The sequence below is a fragment of the Constrictibacter sp. MBR-5 genome (genome assembly GCF_040549485.1).
In the GTDB taxonomy this organism is placed as follows: domain Bacteria; phylum Pseudomonadota; class Alphaproteobacteria; order JAJUGE01; family JAJUGE01; genus Constrictibacter.
Genome location: NZ_JBEPTK010000021.1, coordinates 47,602 through 67,178 on the forward strand (window position 1 = coordinate 47,602; position 19,577 = coordinate 67,178).

Sequence of the window (19,577 nt, forward strand, 5' to 3'; positions counted from 1 at the left end):
GGTCTACTGGCTCCATTCGTTGATGAGCGGCCGGATTTGGGCGACGGTTTCAGGACTGTGCCGTTCGGCGGGGCCGGTAAGGCTCCCGCGCTCGCGCCGTGCGCGGTCGATCAAGATCGTCGTCGGCATCTCCTCGCGATATGGCGCGCAGTAGATGGCCCAGATGTTCGCGAGCGCGACTTGCCCCCGTAAATCCGCAAGCGTCAGGCCCCGCCCATTCCCGTCAAGGAAGGGCGGCGACAGGACATCGCACAGCTCCCCGTGCAGGGGTGTTGCCGCCCGGGCCACAGCCGGGGTCGCCGCGGGCGCAAGGACGCCAGCAAGGAGGTCGCGGCGCCTCATGAGCTGCGCTCCGCTTGCAACCGGCGCACGACCGGCAGAATGTCCTCCTCAAGCGCGCGCCGGTCGAAGGGGCCGACGTGCTTGTAGGCGATGCGTCCTTCGGCATCGATCACGAACGTCTCCGGCAAACCGTAGACGCCCCAGTCGATGGCGACGCGTCCCGATCTATCCACTCCGATGCGAGTGAAGGGGTCGCCGAGCTCGTTAAGGAAAGCCAGCGCTTCTTCGGGCGCGTCCTTGTAGTTGATCCCGTAGATTGGGAGGATGCCTGCTTCGGCCAACTCCACGAGAAGCGGGTTCTCCATGCGGCAGGGGACGCACCACGATGCCCACACATTAACGAGGGAAACCTGGCCCTGCAGGTCTGCCGAGGACAGGCCGTCCTGCCGCCCTTCGATGGGTGCGAGCGCGAACTCCGGGACCGCTTTATCGATCAGGGTCGAGGGTAATCGGTCGTCGTTGTTCCAGAGGCCCCAGTAGAAGGCTGCACCTAGCAGGCCGAACACCGCTAGCGGCAAAAGCAGAACCAGCCGGCTCCCTCGGCGCCAAGGCTCTCGCTCGACATCCGCACTCATGATCCGCCCTCGTCCTTTGCGGTGACGTTCATCTGTAAGGCACGCTGGCGGTCGGGCCATGTGCTCTTGATGAAAGCGAGCACCGCCCGAATTTCCCCGTCCGTCAGCACGCCCTCAAAGGCGGGCATGTCGCTCTCGTAGCCTGGCACGACGCCGCCGACCCCGAGCTTCGTGATAGTGAAGAGCTGCCGGTCCGCGTGGTGCCAGGTGTGCCCGGTTTCGTCATGCGGCGGAGCCGGCATGCGGCCGCTGTCGAGCCGGCGCTTCCAGTCGGGTTGACCCTCGAGCTTGGCGCCGTGGCACGACGCGCAGTTTGCCGCATAGAATTTCTGTCCAAGGGCGATTTCGTCCGCTGTCACGGGCTTGCCGAGGACGGTGAGCCCTTCGACGCGCGTCTCGCCACCTCGTTGTTGTGCAAGCGCGGCGATGGCTACCAAGCCCGCAGCAGTGGCACCGACGAGGGCTACTGCTCTGCGCTTCATTTCGGCCGCCGCAGGTACTTCACCAGCGCAACAAGGCTGAGCACCAGGACCGCGAGGACAAGCAGCAGAACAAGACCGCCGCCCGCCATCATGAGGCCCATCATGGGTCCGTCCATCATTCCCATCATGCACTCACTCATTGGAATAGACGGTGACCCCGCCCTCGCCGAAGGCGTAGGTCTTCAACATGCCGGTCTTCTTAGACGCCATGCCGGGGGCGTTTGCCGGCATGCCGGGGAGCGTGATGCCGCCGATTTTCGGACGCTCGGTCACCAGCCGCTCGATGATCTCGGCGGGGACCAAGCCGCTGACATAGTAGCCGTCGATCTCGGCTAGGTGGCAGCCGAGTCCCTGCTCCGGCACCCCGACTTCGACGGAGCGCCGATCAAAGCTCGGGTCGTCGATGCGCGTCACCTGATAGCCGTTCCCTTCGAGGTACTTGGCATAGGCGTCACAGCAGCCGCAGCTCGGGTCGCGCCAGATCGTGATCTTCTTGGTGGGCACGGTCTGTTCCGCGCCGGCCGTGTCGCTGGTGACCGTCCGGCCCGTATCCTGCGCCGAGGACAGCGTGGCGAAGGCGATACCGCCAGCGACCGCGACAGCTGCGATTGAGACAAATGCAAAAGCGTTCTTCATGGTGAATTCCCTTAGATGGCGGCGAGCGCGGACCAAGTGGCGCCGCCGTTGTGGCTCTGCATCAGGCCTCCATCCAGCGCGGCAACGATGTGGTCAGCATTGGCTGGGTGCACCGCCACTGCGGAGGCAAACCGATCGGCAAGCTGAGACCAGACGACGCCACCGTCGCGGGAGGTCCAGACGCCGGACGGCAGCGCGGCGTAAACCGTTTCGGGCGCGGAAGGCGCGCTCGCCAGCGCATGGATCGGCTCGCCCCCCGGAAGCGGCGCCTGCGATGGCGGAGCATCGCCGGAAACCAGAGCGTCCATCGCGTTGCCCGGCTGGACGTCCTGCCAGCGGCAGAAGCAGTCGGGAACGCGGATCAGGCCCACTGGGGTGCCGGCATAGATCCAGATTCCACCCATGCCCGTGGCGAGATCGACCGAGACGAGCGCCAGAAGGTCGCGTTCGGCGTCATTGAGCCAGGGGCGATCCATGGCGAGGCTCCAGCTTTGGCCAGCATCCTCACTCTTCCAAAGTCCGTCGCCTCGGACCGCGGCGTAAGCCATATCGGGCCGTCCCGCCGCGAGAGCCACAGCGTCAATTTTGCCCGCGGCGAGCCCGCGGGAACGGCCTTCCCAGGTGCGTCCACCATCTTCAGACAGGGCGATGCCACCGGAGGCGAGACTGGCCAGGATGCGGCCGCGCTGCTCGCGGTGCGTTGCGAGAGCCAGGACGGCGGCAGGGATCGGCAGCGCCGTCCACGAGCTTCCGCCGTCATCGCTGCGGATCAGATCTGAACCCGCGGCGAGCACAGCGTCACCGTCGAAGGCGAGCGCCACCACTGCTGGCTTTACCGGCGCCGCGCCCAGCATAATCTTCGGTAGCGCCAACACGCTGACCGCGGTGCCGGACGATAAAAGAAACATGCGGCGCGTCAGCGGCGGATGCGATTGGCTGGGCACGGTAACTCCTAATCAAACCCTCGGTCCTCCGCCGCGGCCGGAAGGCACGCAAACGTGGGAAGGACGGCGCATCGGGGCACATGCGCCGCCGAGGCACTGGATGACGTGCCGGCTGCGCTCGTGCGGCCGGGCGTCAGATCAGATGAGGGTCCGAGGAGGCGGTTTGGCTGGAGAGCTTGAAACGCCGGAAAACTCCTGCGTCACCGGCGCCCTAAGCGCCTCGCGGGGAGCCGAGACGATGCCGTATGCCTGCGGTGCGAGCACAGCCGCGAAGCCGCCCGCTCCGCAGACGAAGTCGCATGCAACGCCCATTTCGCCCGCGTCGAGGTCGCCACAGGCATCGCAATCGGACATATGCGTCGCAGCATCATCGCAGGCGATCGTGGCGGCGGCCATCTCCGCAGAGCCCGCTGCATGCGCAACCGAACTCACCGCGAATGCAGCGAGTACGGCAACGATGATCAGGCGGGCCACGAAGTTCATGAGATAAGCTTATCCTGCAGTGAGGCAGGTTTCCATCCGGTGGTGCTCGCGATTGGTTGAACGTCTGAACGGCCGCATTATCGAGGGCGTCAGGCCGTTCCGGCGTTTTCCAGATCGTTCATGATTGGACAGTCGGGGCGATCGTCGCCGTGACAGCGCGTCACGAGATCACGAAGCGTCGCGCTCAACGCCTGTAACTCCACGATCTTCTGCTCAATACGAGCAAGATGCTTTTCGGTGATCGCCTTGACACTTGAACTCGATCTCTCGCGATCTTCGTAAAGTGATAGGAGGGTCCGGCATTCCTCAATACTGAATCCGAGAGATCGGGCGCGCCCCAGAAACGCAAGCTTATGTAGGTCGTGCGACGCAAAATCCCGGTACCCATTTTCGCTTCGCATAGGCCGCACGAGGCCGATGTCCTCGTAATATCGAATCGTCTTAGCCGGCAGACCGCTCCGTTCCGAGACATCACCGATGTTCATGGCCGCGACACCTATCGCTCTATCCTGAACGAACACATAGAGGTTCCACTAGCTGGAAGGTCAAGAGCAATCGGCATCTTCCCATTGACATTCCAGTGACTGGAAGCTTTACCCGTCGAGGCGTATCAACCGGAGGACCGAAGATGGATGTTGCGCGTTCTTCAACGGGAGAGGCCAGAGATCCGGTCTGCGGCATGCTCGTCGAGCCGAATGCCAGCATCCCTCATCATGAGTATGAGGGTCAGGTCTACCACTTCTGCTCCGAGAAGTGCCGGTCCAGGTTCGCTGCATCGCCTGACGACTTCATTGAGGCCGTGGATCCCGTTTGCGGAATGTCCGTCGATCGGGCGACGGCTAGACACCTGTCCTCGCATTCGGGGCAGAAGTTCTACTTCTGCTCGGCTCGCTGCAAAGAGAAGTTCGACGCGGCGCCCGAGACATACCTGAAGGGGAAACCGATGCCGGAGCCGATGCCGGCAGGTACGGTCTACACCTGTCCCATGCACCCCGAGATCGAGCAGGTCGGACCCGGAGACTGCCCGATCTGCGGGATGGCGCTCGAGCCGAAGGGCGTGCCTCGGGGGGACGAGGGTCCGAACCCCGAACTGGTCGACTTCACCCGCCGGTTATGGATTGGGGCCGCGCTGACGGTACCGGTACTCCTCCTGGCGATGGGCGGCTATGTCGGGATGCCGATCCGCACCTGGGTAGGGGAACGGCTCGCGCACTGGCTCGAACTGATTCTCGCGACGCCAGTGATCCTCTGGGCAGGCTGGCCGTTCCTGGTACGTGGCTGGAAGAGTTTCCGCAGCCTAAACCTCAACATGTTCAGCCTGATCAGCATGGGGATCTTGGCGGCGTGGAGTTTCAGCACCGTCGCCGTGATCGCCCCCAGCCTTTTCCCGAGCGGATTCCGCGACATGGAGGGGAACGTCGGCATCTATTTCGAGGCTGGTGCGGTCATCGTGGTTCTCGTGCTCCTTGGCCAGGTTCTTGAGCTGCGTGCGCGCGAGCGGACTGGTTCCGCGATCCGGGCGCTGCTCGATCTCGCAGCGAAGACCGCGCGCATCATTCGTGCAGACGGCAGCGAAGAGGAGGTGCCGCTCGAAGAGGTGCAGATTCGCGATCGCCTCCGGGTCCGCCCTGGCGACAAGGCGCCGGTCGACGGTGAAGTGGTCGAGGGGCGATCTTCAGTCGATGAGTCCATGCTTACCGGAGAGCCGGTGCCGGTCGAGAAGGTCGCTGGCGACCCGGTTACCGGCGCGACAATCAACGGGACCGGAAGTCTGGTGATTGAGGCGAAGCGCGTGGGCAAGGATACGATGCTTGCGCAGATCGTCGAGATGGTGGCGGCTGCACAGAGGTCGCGCGCGCCGATCCAGAAGCTTGCCGACGCGGTAGCCGGTTTCTTCGTGCCGGCGGTAATGGCGATTGCGGTCCTTTCCTTCATCGCGTGGTCCATCTGGGGACCCGCGCCGGCCCTTGCCTATGGCCTCGTCTCAGCGATCGCCGTGCTGATCATCGCCTGCCCCTGCGCCCTCGGGCTCGCCACCCCAATGTCGATCATGACCGCAACCGGGCGCGGCGCTCAGGCGGGGGTGCTGATCAAGAACGCGGAGGCGCTCGAAGCCTTCGAGAAAGTGGACACTTTGATCGTCGACAAGACCGGCGCGCTGACGGTCGGCAAGCCGGAGCTCTCCGCCGTGCTGCCCGAGGCTGGGCACGACGAGGCGGAGATCCTGCGTCTGGCGGCGAGCCTGGAGCGGGGGTCCGAACATCCCCTTGCTGAGGCCATTGTCCGGGGCGCCGAGGCGCGCGGACTGGGCCTCGCCAAGGCGGATCAGTTCGAAGCGATCACCGGGATGGGCGTCAAAGGCGTGGTTGACTGAAAAGTGGTGGCTCTGGGCAATGCCAGGATGCTGGCGGAGCTCGGGGTCGAGACGCCGGCTGCGACCGAGACCGCGAACGCCCGGCGCGACGAGGGCGAGACCGTCATGTTCGTGGTCCTCGATGGAGCTATCGCAGGGCTCGTGGGCGTCGCCGACCCAGTCAAGGACACGACGCCGGCCGCGCTCGAGGCGCTTCATGAGCTCGGCTTCCGGATCGTCATGGCGACGGGCGACAATGAGCGCACTGCGCGCGCCGTTGCCGGCCGCCTCAGCATCGACGAGATACGCGCCGATGTGCTGCCCGAGGACAAGGCGCGGATCATTCGAGAGCTGCAGGCCGAAGGAAGCAAAGTGGCGATGGCCGGGGATGGCGTGAACGATGCGCCGGCGCTCGCTCAGGCCGATGTCGGAATCGCCATGGGCACCGGCGCCGACGTGGCCATCGAGAGCGCCGGCTTCACCCTGGTCAAGGGCGATCTCGGCGGGATTGTGAGGGCACGGCGGCTGTCGCGCGCCACGATGCGCAATATCCGGCAGAACCTCTTTTTCGCAATGATCTACAATACCGCTGGCGTGCCGGTCGCAGCCGGGCTGCTCTATCCCTTCTTCGGGCTCCTGATCTCACCGATGTTCGCTGCCGCGGCGATGAGCCTGTCGTCCGTCTCCGTCATTGCCAATGCACTCCGGCTGCGCGCGGTGCGACTCTAACTGACCTGCCCCCCTCTAGTCCCTCGATCATTATGAGAGCCCAGGGGGTGGATAGTTGATCTGCCGCGCCGGCGGTAGCGGCTGTGCGGCGGAGCCTTCGAGATTGCGCAGCCGTCCGGCCGTGAGGTTCAGCCGCACGGCTTCCGGCGTCAGCCCGCCATGCGCCGAGTGCGGGCGCACGTGGTTGTAGTCGAGCCGCCAACGTTCGATTACAGCCCGCGCCTCGGCCAGGGTGGCGAAGACTTCCTCGTTCAGGCACTCGTCGCGCAGTTTGCCGTTGAAGCTTTCCACGAAGCCGTTCTGCTGGGGTTTGCCTGGAGCGATGTAGTGCCAGTCGACGCCGGTGCGGTTGGTCCATTGCAGCATGGCCCTGCTGGTCATCTCGGTCCCGTTGTCGCTGACGATGGCCGCAGGCCGGCCGCGCCGGGCGTCCAGCTCACGGGCCATGCGATGGCCGCCGATCGAGGTGTCGACGACCAGCGCCAGGGCCTCGCGCGTAAAGTCGTCGACGATGCAGAGGATCCGGAACCTGCGGCCCCAGCTCAGCGTGTCAGCCACGAAGTCCAGGCTCCAGCGCTGGTTGGGGCCGTCCGGCAGCGCCATCGGCGCCCGCGTGCCGGTGGCGCGCTTGCGGCCACGCCGCCTGCGTACCGCCAGGCCCTCCTCGCGGTAGAGCCGGAAGAGCTTCTTCTTGTTCATGCTGACGCCTGTCAACGCCGCTGCAAATCTGACCCGGTTGTCTTCGTAGCGCCGGTTTAAATCTGACCCACCCGGTTCTGTTCGTCCGTGGTCGGGGCGCGCCCCGACCAGATCGGGGATCGTCTTCCAGTGCCCGTGCGGGGCCACATCTACCAGGCGCTCGCCCTTCGGACCCCAGCCGTAGCGGCGGACCATATTGGTAGTAGCGCCGGTCTCGTCGTGGAACAAGAAGGAGGTGGGATTCATGAAGCGCTGCCAGATCCGCCAGGGTCTGTGGTGTGCAGCAACATCGGGCCGGTCCTACTCGGCGGCCCTCAACCACTTTTTGTGTGACAGGCCGGGCCTTCTCAGCGTTGACTAGATCGTCGTCAGCGAACCGGGCGCGTCCCGCGCTCGACCAGTTCCTCCCGGATCTTGGCGAGCGGAATGCCCATGCGCGTGGTGGTAAGCTTGCGCAGCAGCTCCTCGTGCCGGCCAGCAGCGGCTTACGGTAACCGCCAATCTCAGCCGGCGTGGACCAAACCGACCGGCACGCCGAACGCGGCGAGCGCCATCCAGATCGCCATTGCGACCATCATCACGTTCTCGGTCAGCGACACGAACCCGAGCGGGACGTTGCTCGACCCGCCGACGCAGGCACATTTCAGCTCGCGCCGGTCGATGTAGACGGCCTTGAACACCGAGACCGCGCCCACCGTGCCGATGAACAGGGCGACCGGCACCGACAGCCAGCTAAGCGCGCCGGCGATCATCAACACGCCCGCCAGACCTTCGGCGAACGGGTAGATGTAGGAGTAAGGCACCCACCGCTTCGCCAGCAGGTCGTAGTTCAGGAACATCGTCGCGAAGCTCTCGACATTCTGGAGCTTCAGGAGCGCCAGCACGGCCATGCTGAAGCCGATGAACCACTCGGCCGCGCGCACCGTGAATGGGGTGCCGTAGACTGCATAGCTGACCGCGAGCGCCATCAGTGCCGTGACGCTGAAGAGCGCGATGACCGGCTTGTAAGTGGTGGCCTTCGGATCGGCGACCGGCTTGCCGAGATAGCGGCGCAGCTCGTCATAGCCACCGATTCGTTTGCCGCCGATGAAGGTCTGCGGCGTCGTTTTGACGCCATGCTCCGCCCTGAACGCGTCCGTCGCCTCGCGGGAGGTCAGCCATTTGTCTTCGACCGTGAAGCCTTGGCGACGCAGCAGGTCCTTGGTTTTCAGCCCATAGGGGCAGAGATGGTTGTCCATGACCATGCGGTAGAGCGTGGCCTGGCGCGGTTGGAGTGTGGTGGCGGTCATATTGAGCAGCTTTCTTGGTGGTTTCGAGCTGCCACTGATATAGGGTCCGTACTATGGTACGGAATCAAGAGGCGAAAGAGCGGACTATTGCCGGGCTGGCCCGTGAGGGTGGCGTCGGCGTCGAAACAGTGCGGTACTATCAGCGGCGCGGATTGCTGGAGACCCCCGAACGCCCTGAGCACCCAGGGTTCGGCAGCGGGGTCCGGCGCTATGGCGAGGAGGCTGTCCGCAGGCTTCGCTTTATCCGTTCCGCCCAGGGGGCGGGGTTCATGCTTGAGCAGATTGCGGAGCTGATCGCACTGGATGCCACCGAGGAGCGTGCCCGTGCGCGCGAGCTTGCGACAGAGCGTGTCGCCGCACTGGATGCCAAAATTGCCGAGCTGAAGGCCGCGCGCGATGCGCTTGCGCGCCTGGCGCACGAGTGCAGTTCCGGGTCTGCCGGACCCTGCCCCATCATCACGGCCTTCGAACCCGAGTGAGCGCGCCGCTCAGGTGAAGTTCCAAACAACCGCCGCGCGCGGCGTAACGCGGCGTTGTTGACAGCGATTTGGGAAAGACCGGCGCGACAGGGCGTTTCAATGGGGGTATCGCGCGATAAGCGTCGATCCCGACTGGCGTTCGCACGTAGCGCCAGCACGTCAGTGTCCGGTAGAATTCGGCCAAGAGCGAACCGCTAGCGCGAGTGGGGGTTGGCTCATTCTCGTCCTTCTTCCCACCCCGAGCAACCATCGACAAGGCGCCATCCGGCAGCGGGCGCTGGAGCGTACAGGCTTCCGCGGACGGGGCCGACAGCCACGCCTCCCATTCGTGCGGCTCCGTCAGGATTACCGGCATCGCCTTCGGGTGGATAGCACCCAACTCGCGATTGGCGCCCGTGGTGAGGAGTCCAAACAGATCGCCGATGACTGGCCCCTCGGCGACCTTCCGGGTCGACGTCCAGTTCGTCCAGACGCCGGCAAAGAAGGCGAGCGGCCGGCTCTCGTCCAAGGCGAACCATACCGGCTGCGACTTGCCGTCTGGCAGCCGCTCTGGTTCCGAGAACGACGTGAAGGGGACCAAGCAGCGCGAGGAGGGGCCGAGCCACCTGCGCCAGTGGGGGCTGGCGACGCGCCGGATGTTCGTCACGCCCTTGTCGACCTTCTTGCCTTCTAGTGCGAAGGCCGGTGACGGCATGCCCCATCTGGCGCGGCTCAGTTCGCGCGTTCCGTCAAACGCCGGTGCGCACGATCGGGGCCGAATAGTCCGGGAAGATGCCGGGCAGGGGAGGGAGGTTGCCGAGGTTGTCCCGCATAGACTTCGTCAACGCGATGATCGCCTGCTGACCCTTGATCTGGGAATAGAGATTGCACATAACGCACGCTATCTCAGCGCTGCAATCTGGTCGACCGGTGTCGCTGATGTCGGGTTAGCTGTTCGTCGGTCAGCCGCTCGAATCGGGGGCGTGTGAACTGCCAGCAGGCGTGTAGGGGATACCTTCTTGGCAAGGCACGACGCCGCTGTGGCACGATGTTTCCTGGAAACATCGGACCGTGTCGGATCAGGCTCCTCGCTCGCACACTTCGGTTGGTCCGTCGTTGTCCAGCAGCATCATCCCCAGGCCAGCCACGGCGGCGGGGAGGGGCGCAGATGTCGGGGCCGTCTCCCACCGATTAATGTCCCTGCAACCTGTTCGGCCCAGAGTGCCAAATGGGTGACGCGGCCCAGCGCCATCGACGGTGCCGGGTAGGCGACGTTCCCTTGGAACCATGAGATGGCCCGCGAACTCGCTTCGGGATTTGAGTTGATCGGTCGATTACCGATGCCGGCGCTGGTCGTCGATGATCAGGGTCTGATCGTCACCGCCAACGTTGCCGCTGCAGCATGTTTCGCCTGTGACGCCGAGAGCCTCTCTGGTCATGCCTTGCGTACCATCGCGTTGGAGCCGCTGAGGCTCGACGAACTTCTCGAAACGCGTAGGACAGCCGAACTGGCATTCCATGACGGAGCGGGGAAGACGTGCTGGCTCCAGCTATCCGTCGTACGTGACCTGCCGACGGGCACGAGCCTTCTCATCGGCGTCGATCAGACAGAGCGGCGGGCGGCCCAGAACGCGCTGATCGAGGAGCGGGAGCGCTACCTCGACATGATGAGCGCGGTGTCGGATGTCTTTCATGAACTGCACGGCGCGCCGGAAGGTCAGATCAGGATCTTCGTGCCGAAGCGTGAGAACGGCATCGTGACGCTGACAGAGTTCCAAACCGAGTGGCCGGGGCCGGCGACGGACCGAACATATCATCCGGAGGGCTTCCAGGAATGGATGAACACCCTCGCGGCGCGTAGACCCTATCGCAACTATGTCCACCGCATCCACCTCAAGGACGATCGGGCACGTTATCTCCGGGCGAGCGGCGTGCCCTACTACAAGGACGGCGCCTTTCAGGGCTTTCGTGGCGTCAGCGTCGACGTCACGGCGCAGATCGCGGCCGAAGGGGCGCTCCAGGAAAGTACAGACCAATTGCGCCGAATCCGTCATCACCTGGAGCGTGCTCAACAGGTCGCGGCGATCGGTAGTTCCGAGCGCGACCTGGTGACGGGCCGGGAGGAATGGTCGGCCGAGTTCTATCGGATCGTGGGTCTGGATCCAGATACGTTCTCACCCGACACCTACAAGGTCATTGAGATGGTTCATCCAGATGACCGGGCGCTGGCACGTAGGGCGCTCTCGATCGCGGAGAGTGGCCGGCGACCCCGGCCCGGAGACTTCCGCTTGATGCGTCCGGACGGAGAGATCCGTCGGATCTTCTGCGACATGAATGTCGAGGTCGGCGTCCTGGGTCAGGTTCTGCGTATCCACGTGATCTTCAGGGACGTGACGGAGCTGCGAGTGGCGGAGCAGATACTGCAGGCCGAGAAGGACGCGGCGGAGCATGCGAACGAGGCCAAGTCACAGTTCCTGGCGAATATGAGCCACGAGATCCGCACCCCGATGAACGGCATTCTCGGAATGAACGGTCTCCTCCTGAAGACGGAGCTGTCGGACGATCAACGCGAATTTGCCACAGCGGTGAACGACAGCGCCGAGGCGCTGCTTTCCCTCATCGACGATATTCTCGATGTGTCCAAGCTGGAGGCGGGGAAGTTCGAACTCGAAGTCCTGGACTTCGAACTGGCCGACCTCGTCGAGGGCGCGGTCAACCTCCTCGGCCCGAAGGCGTATGAGAAGGCGATCGATCTCACGGGTTACGTCGACCAATCGGCTCACGGGTTCTTTCGCGGCGACCCGCTCCGCGTTCGTCAGGTGCTGCTCAACCTCGTTGGTAATGCCGTGAAGTTCACCGAGAAGGGCGGTGTTGCCGTCGAGGTCTTCGCGCGGGAGCCGGTCGATGGATCGGCGATGATCCGCTTCGAGGTCATCGACACCGGGGTCGGATTCGCGGACGACGTGCGCAACAGCCTGTTCCAGAATTTCGTCCAGGCCGACAACACGGTGACACGACGTTACGGCGGCACCGGTCTCGGGCTTTCCATCAGTCGGCAGTTGGTCGAGCTGATGGGAGGGAGCATCGGTGTGGACAGTCAACCCGGAACAGGAAGCCGGTTCTGGTTCGATATCCCGTTGCCGGCGGCAGCCGGTGCGGTGAGCACGCAGCGTCTGTCACCCGAGGCGTTGCGGGGGCTTCGGGCACTGATCGTCGATGACATCGAGATGAACCGACGCATCCTGACGCGGCAGCTCACCGGGTTCGGCATGCAGCCGACGGCGGTGGCGGATGGGCCGGAGGCGCTGGAGGTACTCGAACGGGCGCGCGCCGAGGGCCGACCATTCGATCTGGCGATCCTCGACCAGATGATGCCCGGCATGTCGGGGGACGATCTTGCCCGGCGGATACGCGGCATGACCGGCATCGACCGGACGAAGCTGCTGATCTCTTCCTCGGCCGGTTCGATGGGCGTTCCTTCAGAGATGCACGGCATAGTCGACGCCATACTGGCGAAACCTCTCCGAGAGCAGACACTGCTCGATACCCTCGTGCGGATCGTAGACGTGGCACCACCGGCAGCCGCGCGACAGCAGAATGGCCGAGTGGATGTGGCACTGCCGCCGTCGAGGGTGGCCCGTCCGGCGTTCCGGATTCTCCTGGCCGAGGACAATCAGATCAATCAGATGGTCGTCATGGCTTTCCTGGGAACGAGCAACTATCTGGTCGACATCGTCGAGAACGGCGAGCAGGCGGTCGCGGCTGCGCGCACAGCCGACTATGACGTCGTGCTGATGGATCTGCAGATGCCCGTTCTCAACGGGACTGACGCGACCAAGCGTATCCGCGAGCTGCCGGCGCCGCGCAATGCCGTGCATGTGATCGCACTCACCGCGCATGCGATGAAAGGTGTTCGCGAGGACTGCATCGCTGCCGGTATGAACGACTACATCTCCAAGCCGATCAATGCCGCGACGCTTATGCAGAAGCTGGCTGCCCTTGAAAAATCTTCGTCGGTAGGCTGATAAATTCCCGCTTATAACCCGCCTGAGAATGGTGGACTGGGAAAGGATGCGGCTTCGACCTGTCGGCGAACTGCGCTACCTGATCCGGGGCTGCCCAACTGTCGAACGGCGGATGCGCGCTGGAGCGCCGCGACAAAGGTCTCGTCAGCCGGATCATCGAACTCGACGATCGCCTTGAGCGTCTTCTGCCCGACGCTGACGATCACACCTGCCGTCTTGATCCAGGGCGCGTAGTCACCGAGAGCCGGCACGAACTGCGCTGCGAAGTCCGCATGCTTGAGGGCGGTGCCGACGGTATCGAGTACGAGTGTCACCGGCTCTTCGTCATCCCGCTCCATCCAGCGCCGGATGAGGTGGATGTCGCCGATCATCAGCATCGCCCCGTCATAGAATGGGCCGAGTTTGGGGTCGATCTGGACCAGGGCCTGTTTCGGCAGGCCCTTGAGGGCAGACAGGGTCACCGGGTCGAGCGCCCGCTTGATGTCGCCGGCAAGGACGGTGAGGGATTCATCGGCCTGGATGGGCGATAGCAAACCGTCGGCGCTCTGCCCGGACTGGCCGAGCGTGCCGGTGAGCAAGATCGCAGGAGCATGAGCGGCCTGCGATTCCCTCAGCCGCTGTGCCCGAAGCGGGGAAGGTGCATGAGAGCGGATGGTCGATACGATTTGCAACGTCGTCGCTCCCGTGCAGTGGATACCGCGCCGTCAGATCGCTGCAGCCGTCATCTTGCGCGCTGTGACCGATAATCCGAAGGTACCTTGCTGGTCGGCAGCGGGCATATCCGAGGCAATAAATAGCCGCATGATGACCTTTTGCATTCCCGACCCGACCGTGAAGCCTTCCTCGCCTTCGTCCAACCGCATGGCGGCATCTGCCACCGACTGGACGGCCGGATGGACTTCCATCCCATTGGCTTCGGCTCCGACCACTGGCAATTTCTGGTCGACCTGATGGCGCGCTACGCTTCCGACTGACGTCACTGTTGTCTGCTTACCGGTCTTCGATGTCCTGTTAGGCATCACAGGCAAGCTGTTTCCGGCTGTTTCGCCGAGCAGGTCCAGCCCCAGGCTCATGTCGATTGCGCACTTCCGAATGCGGACGACCTTTCGTCGTCCGGCGATGCGAAGCCTTCCACCAGGGAGCCGATCAGACGCAGAAGCGCCTGATGCTCGGGTCCGTTTGCGTCAGCGCGCAGGAAGGCGCCGATCTCGATCCTGGAAGGTTGGCCGCCCGACGATGCGTTGGGCTCATGAAGCACGAATGCAGCATCGTTTGCTGGGTCGCGCGCGAGCAACGAGCAGTCCCCCTGCGGGCTACGGTATAGCTCTCTCATCCCGGCCATCATCGTGCTCCTAGAATTGTCATCCGACCCTATAGGGGCAGACTGATTGGGGCGAGGGCACGTTTGGGCAGAGGTCGAGATCACGGATCAGTTGGTAATCTGAATGTTGCCCGTAGGGTCGACTGCGGCAGTCCCACTTCGATGGCAGGATCGAATGATGTCGATCGAACTGGCGGCGGAGTGCGATGAATCTCCCGAGTGAATGCCTCATTGTCGGCACGTGGCGGATCACGGAAGCCGATTGTTGGGATCGCGAGTACCTCGATCTGACTGGCCCGGCTCGGCTCGTCATTCGCCGTGACGGTCGCGGAGAACTCGCCTTCGGCGCGATGCAGGCGACGATCGATGTCGAGTATGGCCGGTCGATGATCTACTACATCTGGGTGTGATTCGATGAGGGCGACGAGGTTCGCGGCACGGGCTCAGCGGAACTCCTTGATGACGGCTCGCTGGAAATCGAATTCGCCTATCACCTCGGCGACGAGGCTGTTCCGAAGGCCGTCCGCTCATAGGCACATGGTGGGCACTATGGGCAGTGCACGGTAAACTCCTTCCTCGGGTGCGTGCGCTGAAGGGGGCCGTGTGTGGTGGAAAAGGCGGGTAGTCACCTACCGGAGGCGCAAGCAGCCTCTACAGCATGTAACCGATGTCAGAGGCACCGGTCGGGTAGGCGAACATCGTGGATTTCAGCGCCTCAGCCGTCAGTCTGTGGCGGATCGCTAGAGCGAATAGGTTAATCACTTCATCGGCATGTGGCCCGACGAGGTGAGCGCCAAGGACGCGTTCGCTCCCGTCTTCGACCATCACCTTGAAGCCGTAGACCGGCTCAGCCGTTTGCCGGGCCGTGAACCAGTCGGACGCCTTCTGTGTCTGCACCCGGAACCGAAGGCCCTTCTGGCGCGCCGCCGCTTCGCTCAGGCCAACGGCCGCAATGGGTGGGATTGTAAACGCGACGCTCGGGACACCGCGATAATCGGGCTTGTGCCGGTTCCCTTCGAGCAGGTTCGCCACAACCGCCTTGGCGTCATGGCTCGACACGGGCGTCAGCGGCGGCCCTGCCTGCGCGGCATCGCCCGCCGCATAAACGGCCGGGTTCGAGACGCTTTGCAGGTATTCGTTGAGTTGCAACCGGCCATCCTTCACCGCTACCCCGGCAGCTTCCGGATCAAGCGCATCGAGGGCGGGCGCGCGGCCTGCCGCATGTACGATCAGATCAGTTTCGACGGTAGCGGCCTGTCCTCCCGAAGAGACGTTCACCCGGTATCCGGTCCCGGTCTTTTCGATACCTTCGACGGTTGTTCCGGTGCGCACGTTGATCCCTACCGCCCGGAACTTCTCCATCAGCCAGCCGACCAGTTCGGGCTCGAAATTGGTGAGCATCCGCTCGCCCCGTTGCAGGACCGTCACCCGCGCCCCCGCCCGCGTCGCAATGTGCGAGAACTCGGCGGCGATATAGCCGCCGCCGACCATCACAATCCGCTGCGGCAGGGCTTCGAGCGCAAGAAATTCCTCGTTCGTAATAAGGTGTTCTTCGCCCGGAATGCCGAGCGTGACCGGCTTTGCCCCGGAAGCAATCAGGATATGCGGGGCTTCGAGCGCCGTACCCTCGACTTCGATGCTGTTGCGGCCGGTGAAGCGGGCCTGCCCGTGGAAGGCAGCGATGCCCTTTTCGGCATAGCTATGCTCGTGCCTACCGGGAACGAGATCGGTGAAGCCGCGCTTGAAAGCGATCAACTCCGGCCAGTTGATATGTAGCCCGTCCGGCGCGATCCCCTTGCCGTCCAAGCGCCGGGCGTGGTCGAAGGCCAAGGCCCCGCCCACGAGCATCTTTTTCGGGTCGCAGCCGCGCAGGGCGCAGGTGCCCCCGAACGGGCGGCAGTCGATCACGGCCACAGTCCAACCGGCCGCACGACAGCGCATGGCCGCAACCCGCGCCGCCGTGCCTGTCCCGATTACGATGAGATCGAATTTTTCAGCCATCGCCCACCAACTAGGTAGTTGCGCAACAGGTTCCGTCCGCCGGCCCCACCCGCCGCGCCTCCTGCACTGGCGGACACGGGACCGAGCCGAACGAGCAGAACACGCAGCAATCGCCGGAGTGCGGCCGCAGCAGTGTCCCGCAGCCCTTGCAGTCGTAGAAGAACTGGCAGGCGTCAGTGGGCATGGTTTCGGTTTTCCGATGCCCGCAGACCGGGCAGGTGAGTGTTGATTGCAGTTCCGTCCTCATGCCGTCCATTGCTTTCTCCAGCGTGCGTAAATCGTGATCCGCCGAACACCGCGAGGGCGGGCAGCAAAACGATGTCCAGCTAGCCGACGAGCGCCGATAGCCCCACCGCACCGAGTAGGATCAGCAGTATCAGGGTGAAGCAGCACAGGGCCGCTATGGCCGTGCCGATAGTACCGACCTTTAGTATTTTTCGGTTGTTCACCCTGGCCTCTCCGTAAGCCGCAGCAGCGCGGACATGACGGTGGGCTCAATCCAGCCCCACGCAGCGGCCACGCCGACCAGCAGCGTGGACAGGCCGAGCATGCCGTAGGTCAGCCAGCCCTGTGCCGGCCGAGCGCATGCGCCGTCCGCCGTGCAGGCGGCCATGCGCCGCCCCAGGACGACGATCCAGCCTACGGCGAGGGCGATTGCCGCCGCTGTCAGGAACCAGAGCCGGTAGACGCCCAGCCCGCTTATCCCGCCGAGCCATGCCCCCCCGAATCCGGCGGCCGAGAGAGCCAGAGGTAGGGCGCAGCAGGACGAGGCGGCGACCGCGCCCATACCCGTGGACAGGCTGAGCAGCGCCGCGCCCATACCCGCCATTCTGTTGACCCAATCCTTCATAGTCATCCATGCTAAAACCTGTAGCAGCTACAGATTCAAGAAGGAATTTCTGGATGGCAAAGCGGGATTTCGGCATCGGCGAGCTTTCGCGCCGGAGTGGCTTCAATATCGAGACAATCCGCTATTACGAGCGCATCGGACTTCTTTCGCCGCCGCCGCGCACTGAGGGCGGGCACCGGCTGTACCCAGACGGTCATCTCAAGCGGCTTCTCTTCGTCCGGCGCAGCCGCGAATTAGGCTTTACTCTCAATGAAGTTCGTAACTTGCTTGGCCTCGTCGAAGACGGCTGCACCTGCGGCGAGATACAGGAAGCCGTTCTCGTTCACCTGAAGGATGTCCGGCGCAAGATTGCTGATCTCCGCCGCATGGAACGGACGCTTGCCGAGACGGCCGCCCGCTGCGAGGGCGGGACAGCCCCAGAATGTCCCATTATCGAGGCCTTGAGCGGCGAATAGGCGTTCAAAATGGGTGCGTTTCGTGACCGCACGGCTACGGCGGAAATCGCCCAATTCCATATCGCCGAAGCGCTCCAAGAGTGCAGCACGGTCGAGCTTGGCCGAATATCGGCACGGCGGCCCCGGCCCGAAATTGCCGCAGCTTCCGTAGAGATCGTACTGGGGGTTATCGCTGAGGCGGATACCGGACATGCCGCATCCGACGCGGCACATTGGAACATGTCAAGTACACTACGCGGCTCCAGCTTCGTCCTTCTTCTCACCCCGAGCGACGATCGACAGGGCGCCGTCCTGCAGCGGGCGCTGGAGCGCGGAGGCTTCGGACCACGGTGCCGCCAGCCAGATTTCCCATTCGTCCGGCTCCGTCAGGATCACCGGCATCGCCTTGGGGTGGATAGTGCCCACCTCGCGATTGGCGTCCGTGGTGAGGAAGCCGAAGAGATCGCAGGTGACTGGCCCCTCGGCGATTTTCCGGGTCGACGTCCAGTTCGTCCAGACGCCGGCAAAGAAGGCGAGCGGCCGGCTCTCGTCCAAGGCGAACCATACCGGCTGCGACTTGCCGTCTGGCAGCCGCTCTGGTTCCGAGAACGACGTGAAGGGGACCAAGCAGCGCGAGGAGGGGCCGAGCCACCTGCGCCAGTGGGGGCTGGCGACGCGCCGGATGTTCGTCACTCCCTTGTCGACCTTCTTGCCTTCGAGCGCGAAGGCTGGAGACGGCATACCCCATCTGGCGCGGCTGAGTTCGCGCGCACCGTCGATGCCGGTGCGCACGATCGGGGCCGAGTAGTCCGGAAAGATACCAGGTAGGGGAGGGAGGTTGCCGACGCTGTCCCGCATGGACTTCGTCAGCGCGATGATCGCCTGCTGACCTTTCGTCTGGGAGTAGAGATTGCACATGCTGCAAGGCTATCGCGGCGCTGCAATCTCGTCGACGGTCTCGCTGGTTAGGCTATTCGTCCGCCAGCCGCTGAACCGTGGGCGTGTGAACTGCCAGGAGGTGTGTAGGGGATACCTTGCTGCCAAGGCGCGGAGCCGCTGTCGCATGATGTTTCCTGGAAAACATCGCATCAGTTCGGTGACGCCTCTCGGCAGTCGGCCGATCAGCCAATTTCCGAAGCGGGGTTGGCGGGCCATCTCAGGATCAGTCCCGCAAGTTTGCGGCGGAGGGGCTGGTGCGTCTGGCGACTGAATGGGCCTCCACACGGAGAGGCTTCCGGATCTCTTGCCAATAGTTGACGAATCCCGGAACCGGGATAGACGTCCTACCAGCCAGGAACGACATGGAGGGCAAGATGCCGATCAAGCTGAAGTTCGCAGAAGTGACCCGCTCGACGTCGATGAGCGCTCGCCAGCGCACCCCGCGCGACGTCATCGTGGCGGCACTCAGTGAGCAGATTACGCTGGCGCAGGCGACGCTGCGCGGCGAGACCTTCACGGTAGAAAGGCGCGTCTACAAGAAGGGCGAGAAGGGGAAGGTCACCCAGGCCGTCAAGCCGCGTCCGTGGTGGTTTGAGGCCGACGGGAAGTTCTTCGGCGAAGTCCGCTTCGGCAATGGCCCGGTCGATCTGTCCGGTAAGAACCTGACCGCTTTCGAGTGCGGAACGGCGCTGTCGGACGTCGTCGCCATCTTCGAGAAGCTGCGCGACGCCGTCGGTGCGGGCGAGTTCGACGCGCAGATCGCCCAGGCACGGGAGAAGACGACGCGCAAGGCGGCTGCCTGACCATTACTTCAGCCTGTCCCCCTCCCGCGTGCGAATACTTGGCGCGGAAGTGGGCAGGGCGGTCATGCACACTTCCTGCACAGCCAGAAATCGGCCTGTAAGCCATTGATGAGAAAAGAGAAAATCCTCGCCCCTTACCTTGCCAACGTGAGGGTCGAGGGTTCGAATCCCTTCTCCCGCTCCAAGTTTTCGGAGCAATATCAAGGCGCTAGCC

23 protein-coding genes, 1 tRNA gene and 1 pseudogene are annotated in these 19,577 nt (G+C 63.9%); 8 read left to right on the forward strand and 17 right to left on the reverse strand.

Translation table 11 applies throughout. The features are described from left to right. Positions 1 to 3 precede the first annotated feature (3 nt). The 7 genes from ABIE65_RS25425 to cueR form a co-directional block, all read right to left on the reverse strand. Entirely contained in the window at positions 4 to 342 is a 339-nt protein-coding gene (locus ABIE65_RS25425) for a thioredoxin domain-containing protein (protein WP_354081586.1), read from the reverse strand. Further along, the gene (locus ABIE65_RS25430; protein WP_354081587.1) at positions 339 to 917 is read right to left on the reverse strand and encodes a DsbE family thiol:disulfide interchange protein; all 579 of its coding nucleotides are present in this window, start codon (positions 915 to 917) and stop codon (positions 339 to 341) included. The genes ABIE65_RS25425 and ABIE65_RS25430 overlap by 4 nt, the downstream gene beginning before the upstream one ends. Next, complete coding sequence (locus ABIE65_RS25435; RefSeq protein ID WP_354081588.1) at positions 914 to 1,399, reverse strand: c-type cytochrome; 486 nt, start codon at positions 1,397 to 1,399, stop codon at positions 914 to 916. Before ABIE65_RS25435 ends, ABIE65_RS25430 begins: the two co-directional genes overlap by 4 nt. 132 nt (positions 1,400 to 1,531) lie before the next feature. Further along, positions 1,532 to 2,071 carry a DUF411 domain-containing protein gene (locus ABIE65_RS25440; RefSeq protein ID WP_354081589.1) on the reverse strand — a complete coding sequence of 180 codons (540 nt, stop codon included), beginning with the start codon at positions 2,069 to 2,071 and terminating at the stop codon, positions 1,532 to 1,534. Further along, positions 2,047 to 2,979 (reverse strand): hypothetical protein, encoded by a 933-nt coding sequence (locus ABIE65_RS25445; RefSeq protein WP_354081590.1) that lies wholly within the window; start codon positions 2,977 to 2,979, stop codon positions 2,047 to 2,049. Before ABIE65_RS25445 ends, ABIE65_RS25440 begins: the two co-directional genes overlap by 25 nt. A 138-nt stretch (positions 2,980 to 3,117) precedes the next feature. Next, positions 3,118 to 3,462 (reverse strand): hypothetical protein, encoded by a 345-nt coding sequence (locus ABIE65_RS25450; protein WP_354081591.1) that lies wholly within the window; start codon positions 3,460 to 3,462, stop codon positions 3,118 to 3,120. A gap of 89 nt (positions 3,463 to 3,551) precedes the next feature. After that, a complete protein-coding gene (gene cueR, locus ABIE65_RS25455; RefSeq protein WP_354081592.1) occupies positions 3,552 to 3,947 on the reverse strand; it encodes a Cu(I)-responsive transcriptional regulator in 396 nt (131 codons plus the stop codon). A gap of 143 nt (positions 3,948 to 4,090) precedes the next feature. Here cueR and ABIE65_RS25460 point away from each other — a divergent pair, with 143 nt between their 5' ends. Next, positions 4,091 to 5,836: a heavy metal translocating P-type ATPase gene (locus ABIE65_RS25460; protein ID WP_354081593.1), complete on the forward strand. Its 1,746-nt coding sequence runs from the start codon at positions 4,091 to 4,093 to the stop codon at positions 5,834 to 5,836. 6 nt (positions 5,837 to 5,842) lie between these two features. Further along, on the forward strand, positions 5,843 to 6,544 hold the full coding sequence (locus tag ABIE65_RS25465; RefSeq protein WP_354081594.1) for an HAD-IC family P-type ATPase: 702 nt from the start codon (positions 5,843 to 5,845) through the stop codon (positions 6,542 to 6,544). Between the two features lie 30 nt (positions 6,545 to 6,574). Here ABIE65_RS25465 and ABIE65_RS25470 read toward each other — a convergent pair. Both ABIE65_RS25470 and ABIE65_RS25475 read right to left on the reverse strand, forming a co-directional pair. Then, a pseudogene (locus ABIE65_RS25470) lies at positions 6,575 to 7,297 on the reverse strand (IS3 family transposase); the annotation flags it as partial. Positions 7,298 to 7,746: 449 nt separating this feature from the next. After that, complete coding sequence (locus ABIE65_RS25475) at positions 7,747 to 8,532, reverse strand: glutaredoxin family protein (RefSeq protein ID WP_354081596.1); 786 nt, start codon at positions 8,530 to 8,532, stop codon at positions 7,747 to 7,749. Between the two features lie 53 nt (positions 8,533 to 8,585). On the opposite strand from ABIE65_RS25475, the gene ABIE65_RS25480 reads away from it, so the two are divergent. Then, complete coding sequence (locus ABIE65_RS25480; RefSeq protein WP_354081597.1) at positions 8,586 to 9,011, forward strand: MerR family DNA-binding protein; 426 nt, start codon at positions 8,586 to 8,588, stop codon at positions 9,009 to 9,011. On the opposite strand, the gene ABIE65_RS25485 is transcribed toward ABIE65_RS25480, so the two are convergent. Beyond that, on the reverse strand, positions 8,989 to 9,771 hold the full coding sequence (locus ABIE65_RS25485) for an SOS response-associated peptidase (protein ID WP_502918577.1): 783 nt from the start codon (positions 9,769 to 9,771) through the stop codon (positions 8,989 to 8,991). The two genes, ABIE65_RS25480 and ABIE65_RS25485, sit on opposite strands and share 23 nt — an antisense overlap. Positions 9,772 to 10,282: 511 nt before the next feature. Between ABIE65_RS25485 and ABIE65_RS25490 the strand changes: the two genes are divergently transcribed. After that, positions 10,283 to 13,015 (forward strand): response regulator, encoded by a 2,733-nt coding sequence (locus tag ABIE65_RS25490; RefSeq protein ID WP_354081598.1) that lies wholly within the window; start codon positions 10,283 to 10,285, stop codon positions 13,013 to 13,015. An 11-nt stretch (positions 13,016 to 13,026) separates the two neighbouring features. On the opposite strand, the gene ABIE65_RS25495 is transcribed toward ABIE65_RS25490, so the two are convergent. From ABIE65_RS25495 to ABIE65_RS25505, 3 genes are read right to left on the reverse strand one after another with little or no spacing between them, the layout of a single operon-like run. Then, positions 13,027 to 13,686, reverse strand: a complete 660-nt coding sequence (locus ABIE65_RS25495; protein ID WP_354081599.1) for a hypothetical protein — start codon at positions 13,684 to 13,686, stop codon at positions 13,027 to 13,029. Positions 13,687 to 13,719: 33 nt separating this feature from the next. Then, positions 13,720 to 14,088, reverse strand: a complete 369-nt coding sequence (locus ABIE65_RS25500) for a hypothetical protein (RefSeq protein ID WP_354081600.1) — start codon at positions 14,086 to 14,088, stop codon at positions 13,720 to 13,722. Further along, a complete protein-coding gene (locus ABIE65_RS25505; protein ID WP_354081601.1) occupies positions 14,085 to 14,309 on the reverse strand; it encodes a hypothetical protein in 225 nt (74 codons plus the stop codon). Before ABIE65_RS25505 ends, ABIE65_RS25500 begins: the two co-directional genes overlap by 4 nt. A 233-nt stretch (positions 14,310 to 14,542) precedes the next feature. Here ABIE65_RS25505 and ABIE65_RS25510 point away from each other — a divergent pair, with 233 nt between their 5' ends. Then, positions 14,543 to 14,746 (forward strand): hypothetical protein, encoded by a 204-nt coding sequence (locus tag ABIE65_RS25510; protein ID WP_354081602.1) that lies wholly within the window; start codon positions 14,543 to 14,545, stop codon positions 14,744 to 14,746. Positions 14,747 to 14,987: 241 nt separating this feature from the next. On the opposite strand, the gene ABIE65_RS25515 is transcribed toward ABIE65_RS25510, so the two are convergent. From ABIE65_RS25515 to ABIE65_RS25530, 3 genes are all read right to left on the reverse strand, one after another. Next, positions 14,988 to 16,337, reverse strand: coding sequence for a dihydrolipoyl dehydrogenase family protein (locus ABIE65_RS25515; RefSeq protein ID WP_354081603.1), 1,350 nt, complete (start codon positions 16,335 to 16,337; stop codon positions 14,988 to 14,990). A 10-nt stretch (positions 16,338 to 16,347) separates the two neighbouring features. Beyond that, the gene (locus ABIE65_RS25520) at positions 16,348 to 16,593 is read right to left on the reverse strand and encodes a GDCCVxC domain-containing (seleno)protein (RefSeq protein ID WP_502918575.1); all 246 of its coding nucleotides are present in this window, start codon (positions 16,591 to 16,593) and stop codon (positions 16,348 to 16,350) included. Positions 16,594 to 16,782: 189 nt separating this feature from the next. Next, positions 16,783 to 17,193 carry a mercuric transporter MerT family protein gene (locus ABIE65_RS25530; RefSeq protein ID WP_354081604.1) on the reverse strand — a complete coding sequence of 137 codons (411 nt, stop codon included), beginning with the start codon at positions 17,191 to 17,193 and terminating at the stop codon, positions 16,783 to 16,785. 47 nt (positions 17,194 to 17,240) lie between these two features. Between ABIE65_RS25530 and ABIE65_RS25535 the strand changes: the two genes are divergently transcribed. Next, positions 17,241 to 17,642 (forward strand): MerR family transcriptional regulator, encoded by a 402-nt coding sequence (locus ABIE65_RS25535; protein ID WP_354081605.1) that lies wholly within the window; start codon positions 17,241 to 17,243, stop codon positions 17,640 to 17,642. Positions 17,643 to 17,873: 231 nt separating this feature from the next. On the opposite strand, the gene ABIE65_RS25540 is transcribed toward ABIE65_RS25535, so the two are convergent. Further along, a complete protein-coding gene (locus ABIE65_RS25540; protein ID WP_354081606.1) occupies positions 17,874 to 18,539 on the reverse strand; it encodes an SOS response-associated peptidase in 666 nt (221 codons plus the stop codon). A 395-nt stretch (positions 18,540 to 18,934) separates the two neighbouring features. On the opposite strand from ABIE65_RS25540, the gene ABIE65_RS25545 reads away from it, so the two are divergent. Together ABIE65_RS25545 and ABIE65_RS25550 are read left to right on the forward strand one after the other, a co-directional pair. Further along, positions 18,935 to 19,363, forward strand: coding sequence for a hypothetical protein (locus tag ABIE65_RS25545; protein WP_354081607.1), 429 nt, complete (start codon positions 18,935 to 18,937; stop codon positions 19,361 to 19,363). A gap of 43 nt (positions 19,364 to 19,406) precedes the next feature. Then, positions 19,407 to 19,547: transfer RNA gene (locus tag ABIE65_RS25550), tRNA-Gly, on the forward strand. The last annotated feature ends 30 nt before the right edge of the window (positions 19,548 to 19,577 follow it).

What these genes read in the sequence shown, in the direction of transcription:
- ABIE65_RS25425 (WP_354081586.1), bottom strand. Translation starts at nt 342, where the DNA reads ATGAGGCGCCGCGACCTCCTTGCTGGCGTCCTTGCGCCCGCGGCGACC.
- ABIE65_RS25430 (WP_354081587.1), bottom strand. Translation starts at nt 917, where the DNA reads ATGAGTGCGGATGTCGAGCGAGAGCCTTGGCGCCGAGGGAGCCGGCTG.
- ABIE65_RS25435 (WP_354081588.1), bottom strand. Translation starts at nt 1,399, where the DNA reads ATGAAGCGCAGAGCAGTAGCCCTCGTCGGTGCCACTGCTGCGGGCTTG.
- ABIE65_RS25450 (WP_354081591.1), bottom strand. Translation starts at nt 3,462, where the DNA reads ATGAACTTCGTGGCCCGCCTGATCATCGTTGCCGTACTCGCTGCATTC.
- cueR (WP_354081592.1), bottom strand. Translation starts at nt 3,947, where the DNA reads ATGAACATCGGTGATGTCTCGGAACGGAGCGGTCTGCCGGCTAAGACG.
- ABIE65_RS25460 (WP_354081593.1), top strand. Translation starts at nt 4,091, where the DNA reads ATGGATGTTGCGCGTTCTTCAACGGGAGAGGCCAGAGATCCGGTCTGC.
- ABIE65_RS25475 (WP_354081596.1), bottom strand. Translation starts at nt 8,532, where the DNA reads ATGACCGCCACCACACTCCAACCGCGCCAGGCCACGCTCTACCGCATG.
- ABIE65_RS25480 (WP_354081597.1), top strand. Translation starts at nt 8,586, where the DNA reads ATGGTACGGAATCAAGAGGCGAAAGAGCGGACTATTGCCGGGCTGGCC.
- ABIE65_RS25490 (WP_354081598.1), top strand. Translation starts at nt 10,283, where the DNA reads ATGGCCCGCGAACTCGCTTCGGGATTTGAGTTGATCGGTCGATTACCG.
- ABIE65_RS25500 (WP_354081600.1), bottom strand. Translation starts at nt 14,088, where the DNA reads ATGAGCCTGGGGCTGGACCTGCTCGGCGAAACAGCCGGAAACAGCTTG.
- ABIE65_RS25510 (WP_354081602.1), top strand. Translation starts at nt 14,543, where the DNA reads ATGAATCTCCCGAGTGAATGCCTCATTGTCGGCACGTGGCGGATCACG.
- ABIE65_RS25515 (WP_354081603.1), bottom strand. Translation starts at nt 16,337, where the DNA reads ATGGCTGAAAAATTCGATCTCATCGTAATCGGGACAGGCACGGCGGCG.
- ABIE65_RS25520 (WP_502918575.1), bottom strand. Translation starts at nt 16,593, where the DNA reads ATGGACGGCATGAGGACGGAACTGCAATCAACACTCACCTGCCCGGTC.
- ABIE65_RS25530 (WP_354081604.1), bottom strand. Translation starts at nt 17,193, where the DNA reads ATGACTATGAAGGATTGGGTCAACAGAATGGCGGGTATGGGCGCGGCG.
- ABIE65_RS25535 (WP_354081605.1), top strand. Translation starts at nt 17,241, where the DNA reads ATGGCAAAGCGGGATTTCGGCATCGGCGAGCTTTCGCGCCGGAGTGGC.
- ABIE65_RS25540 (WP_354081606.1), bottom strand. Translation starts at nt 18,539, where the DNA reads ATGTGCAATCTCTACTCCCAGACGAAAGGTCAGCAGGCGATCATCGCG.
- ABIE65_RS25545 (WP_354081607.1), top strand. Translation starts at nt 18,935, where the DNA reads ATGCCGATCAAGCTGAAGTTCGCAGAAGTGACCCGCTCGACGTCGATG.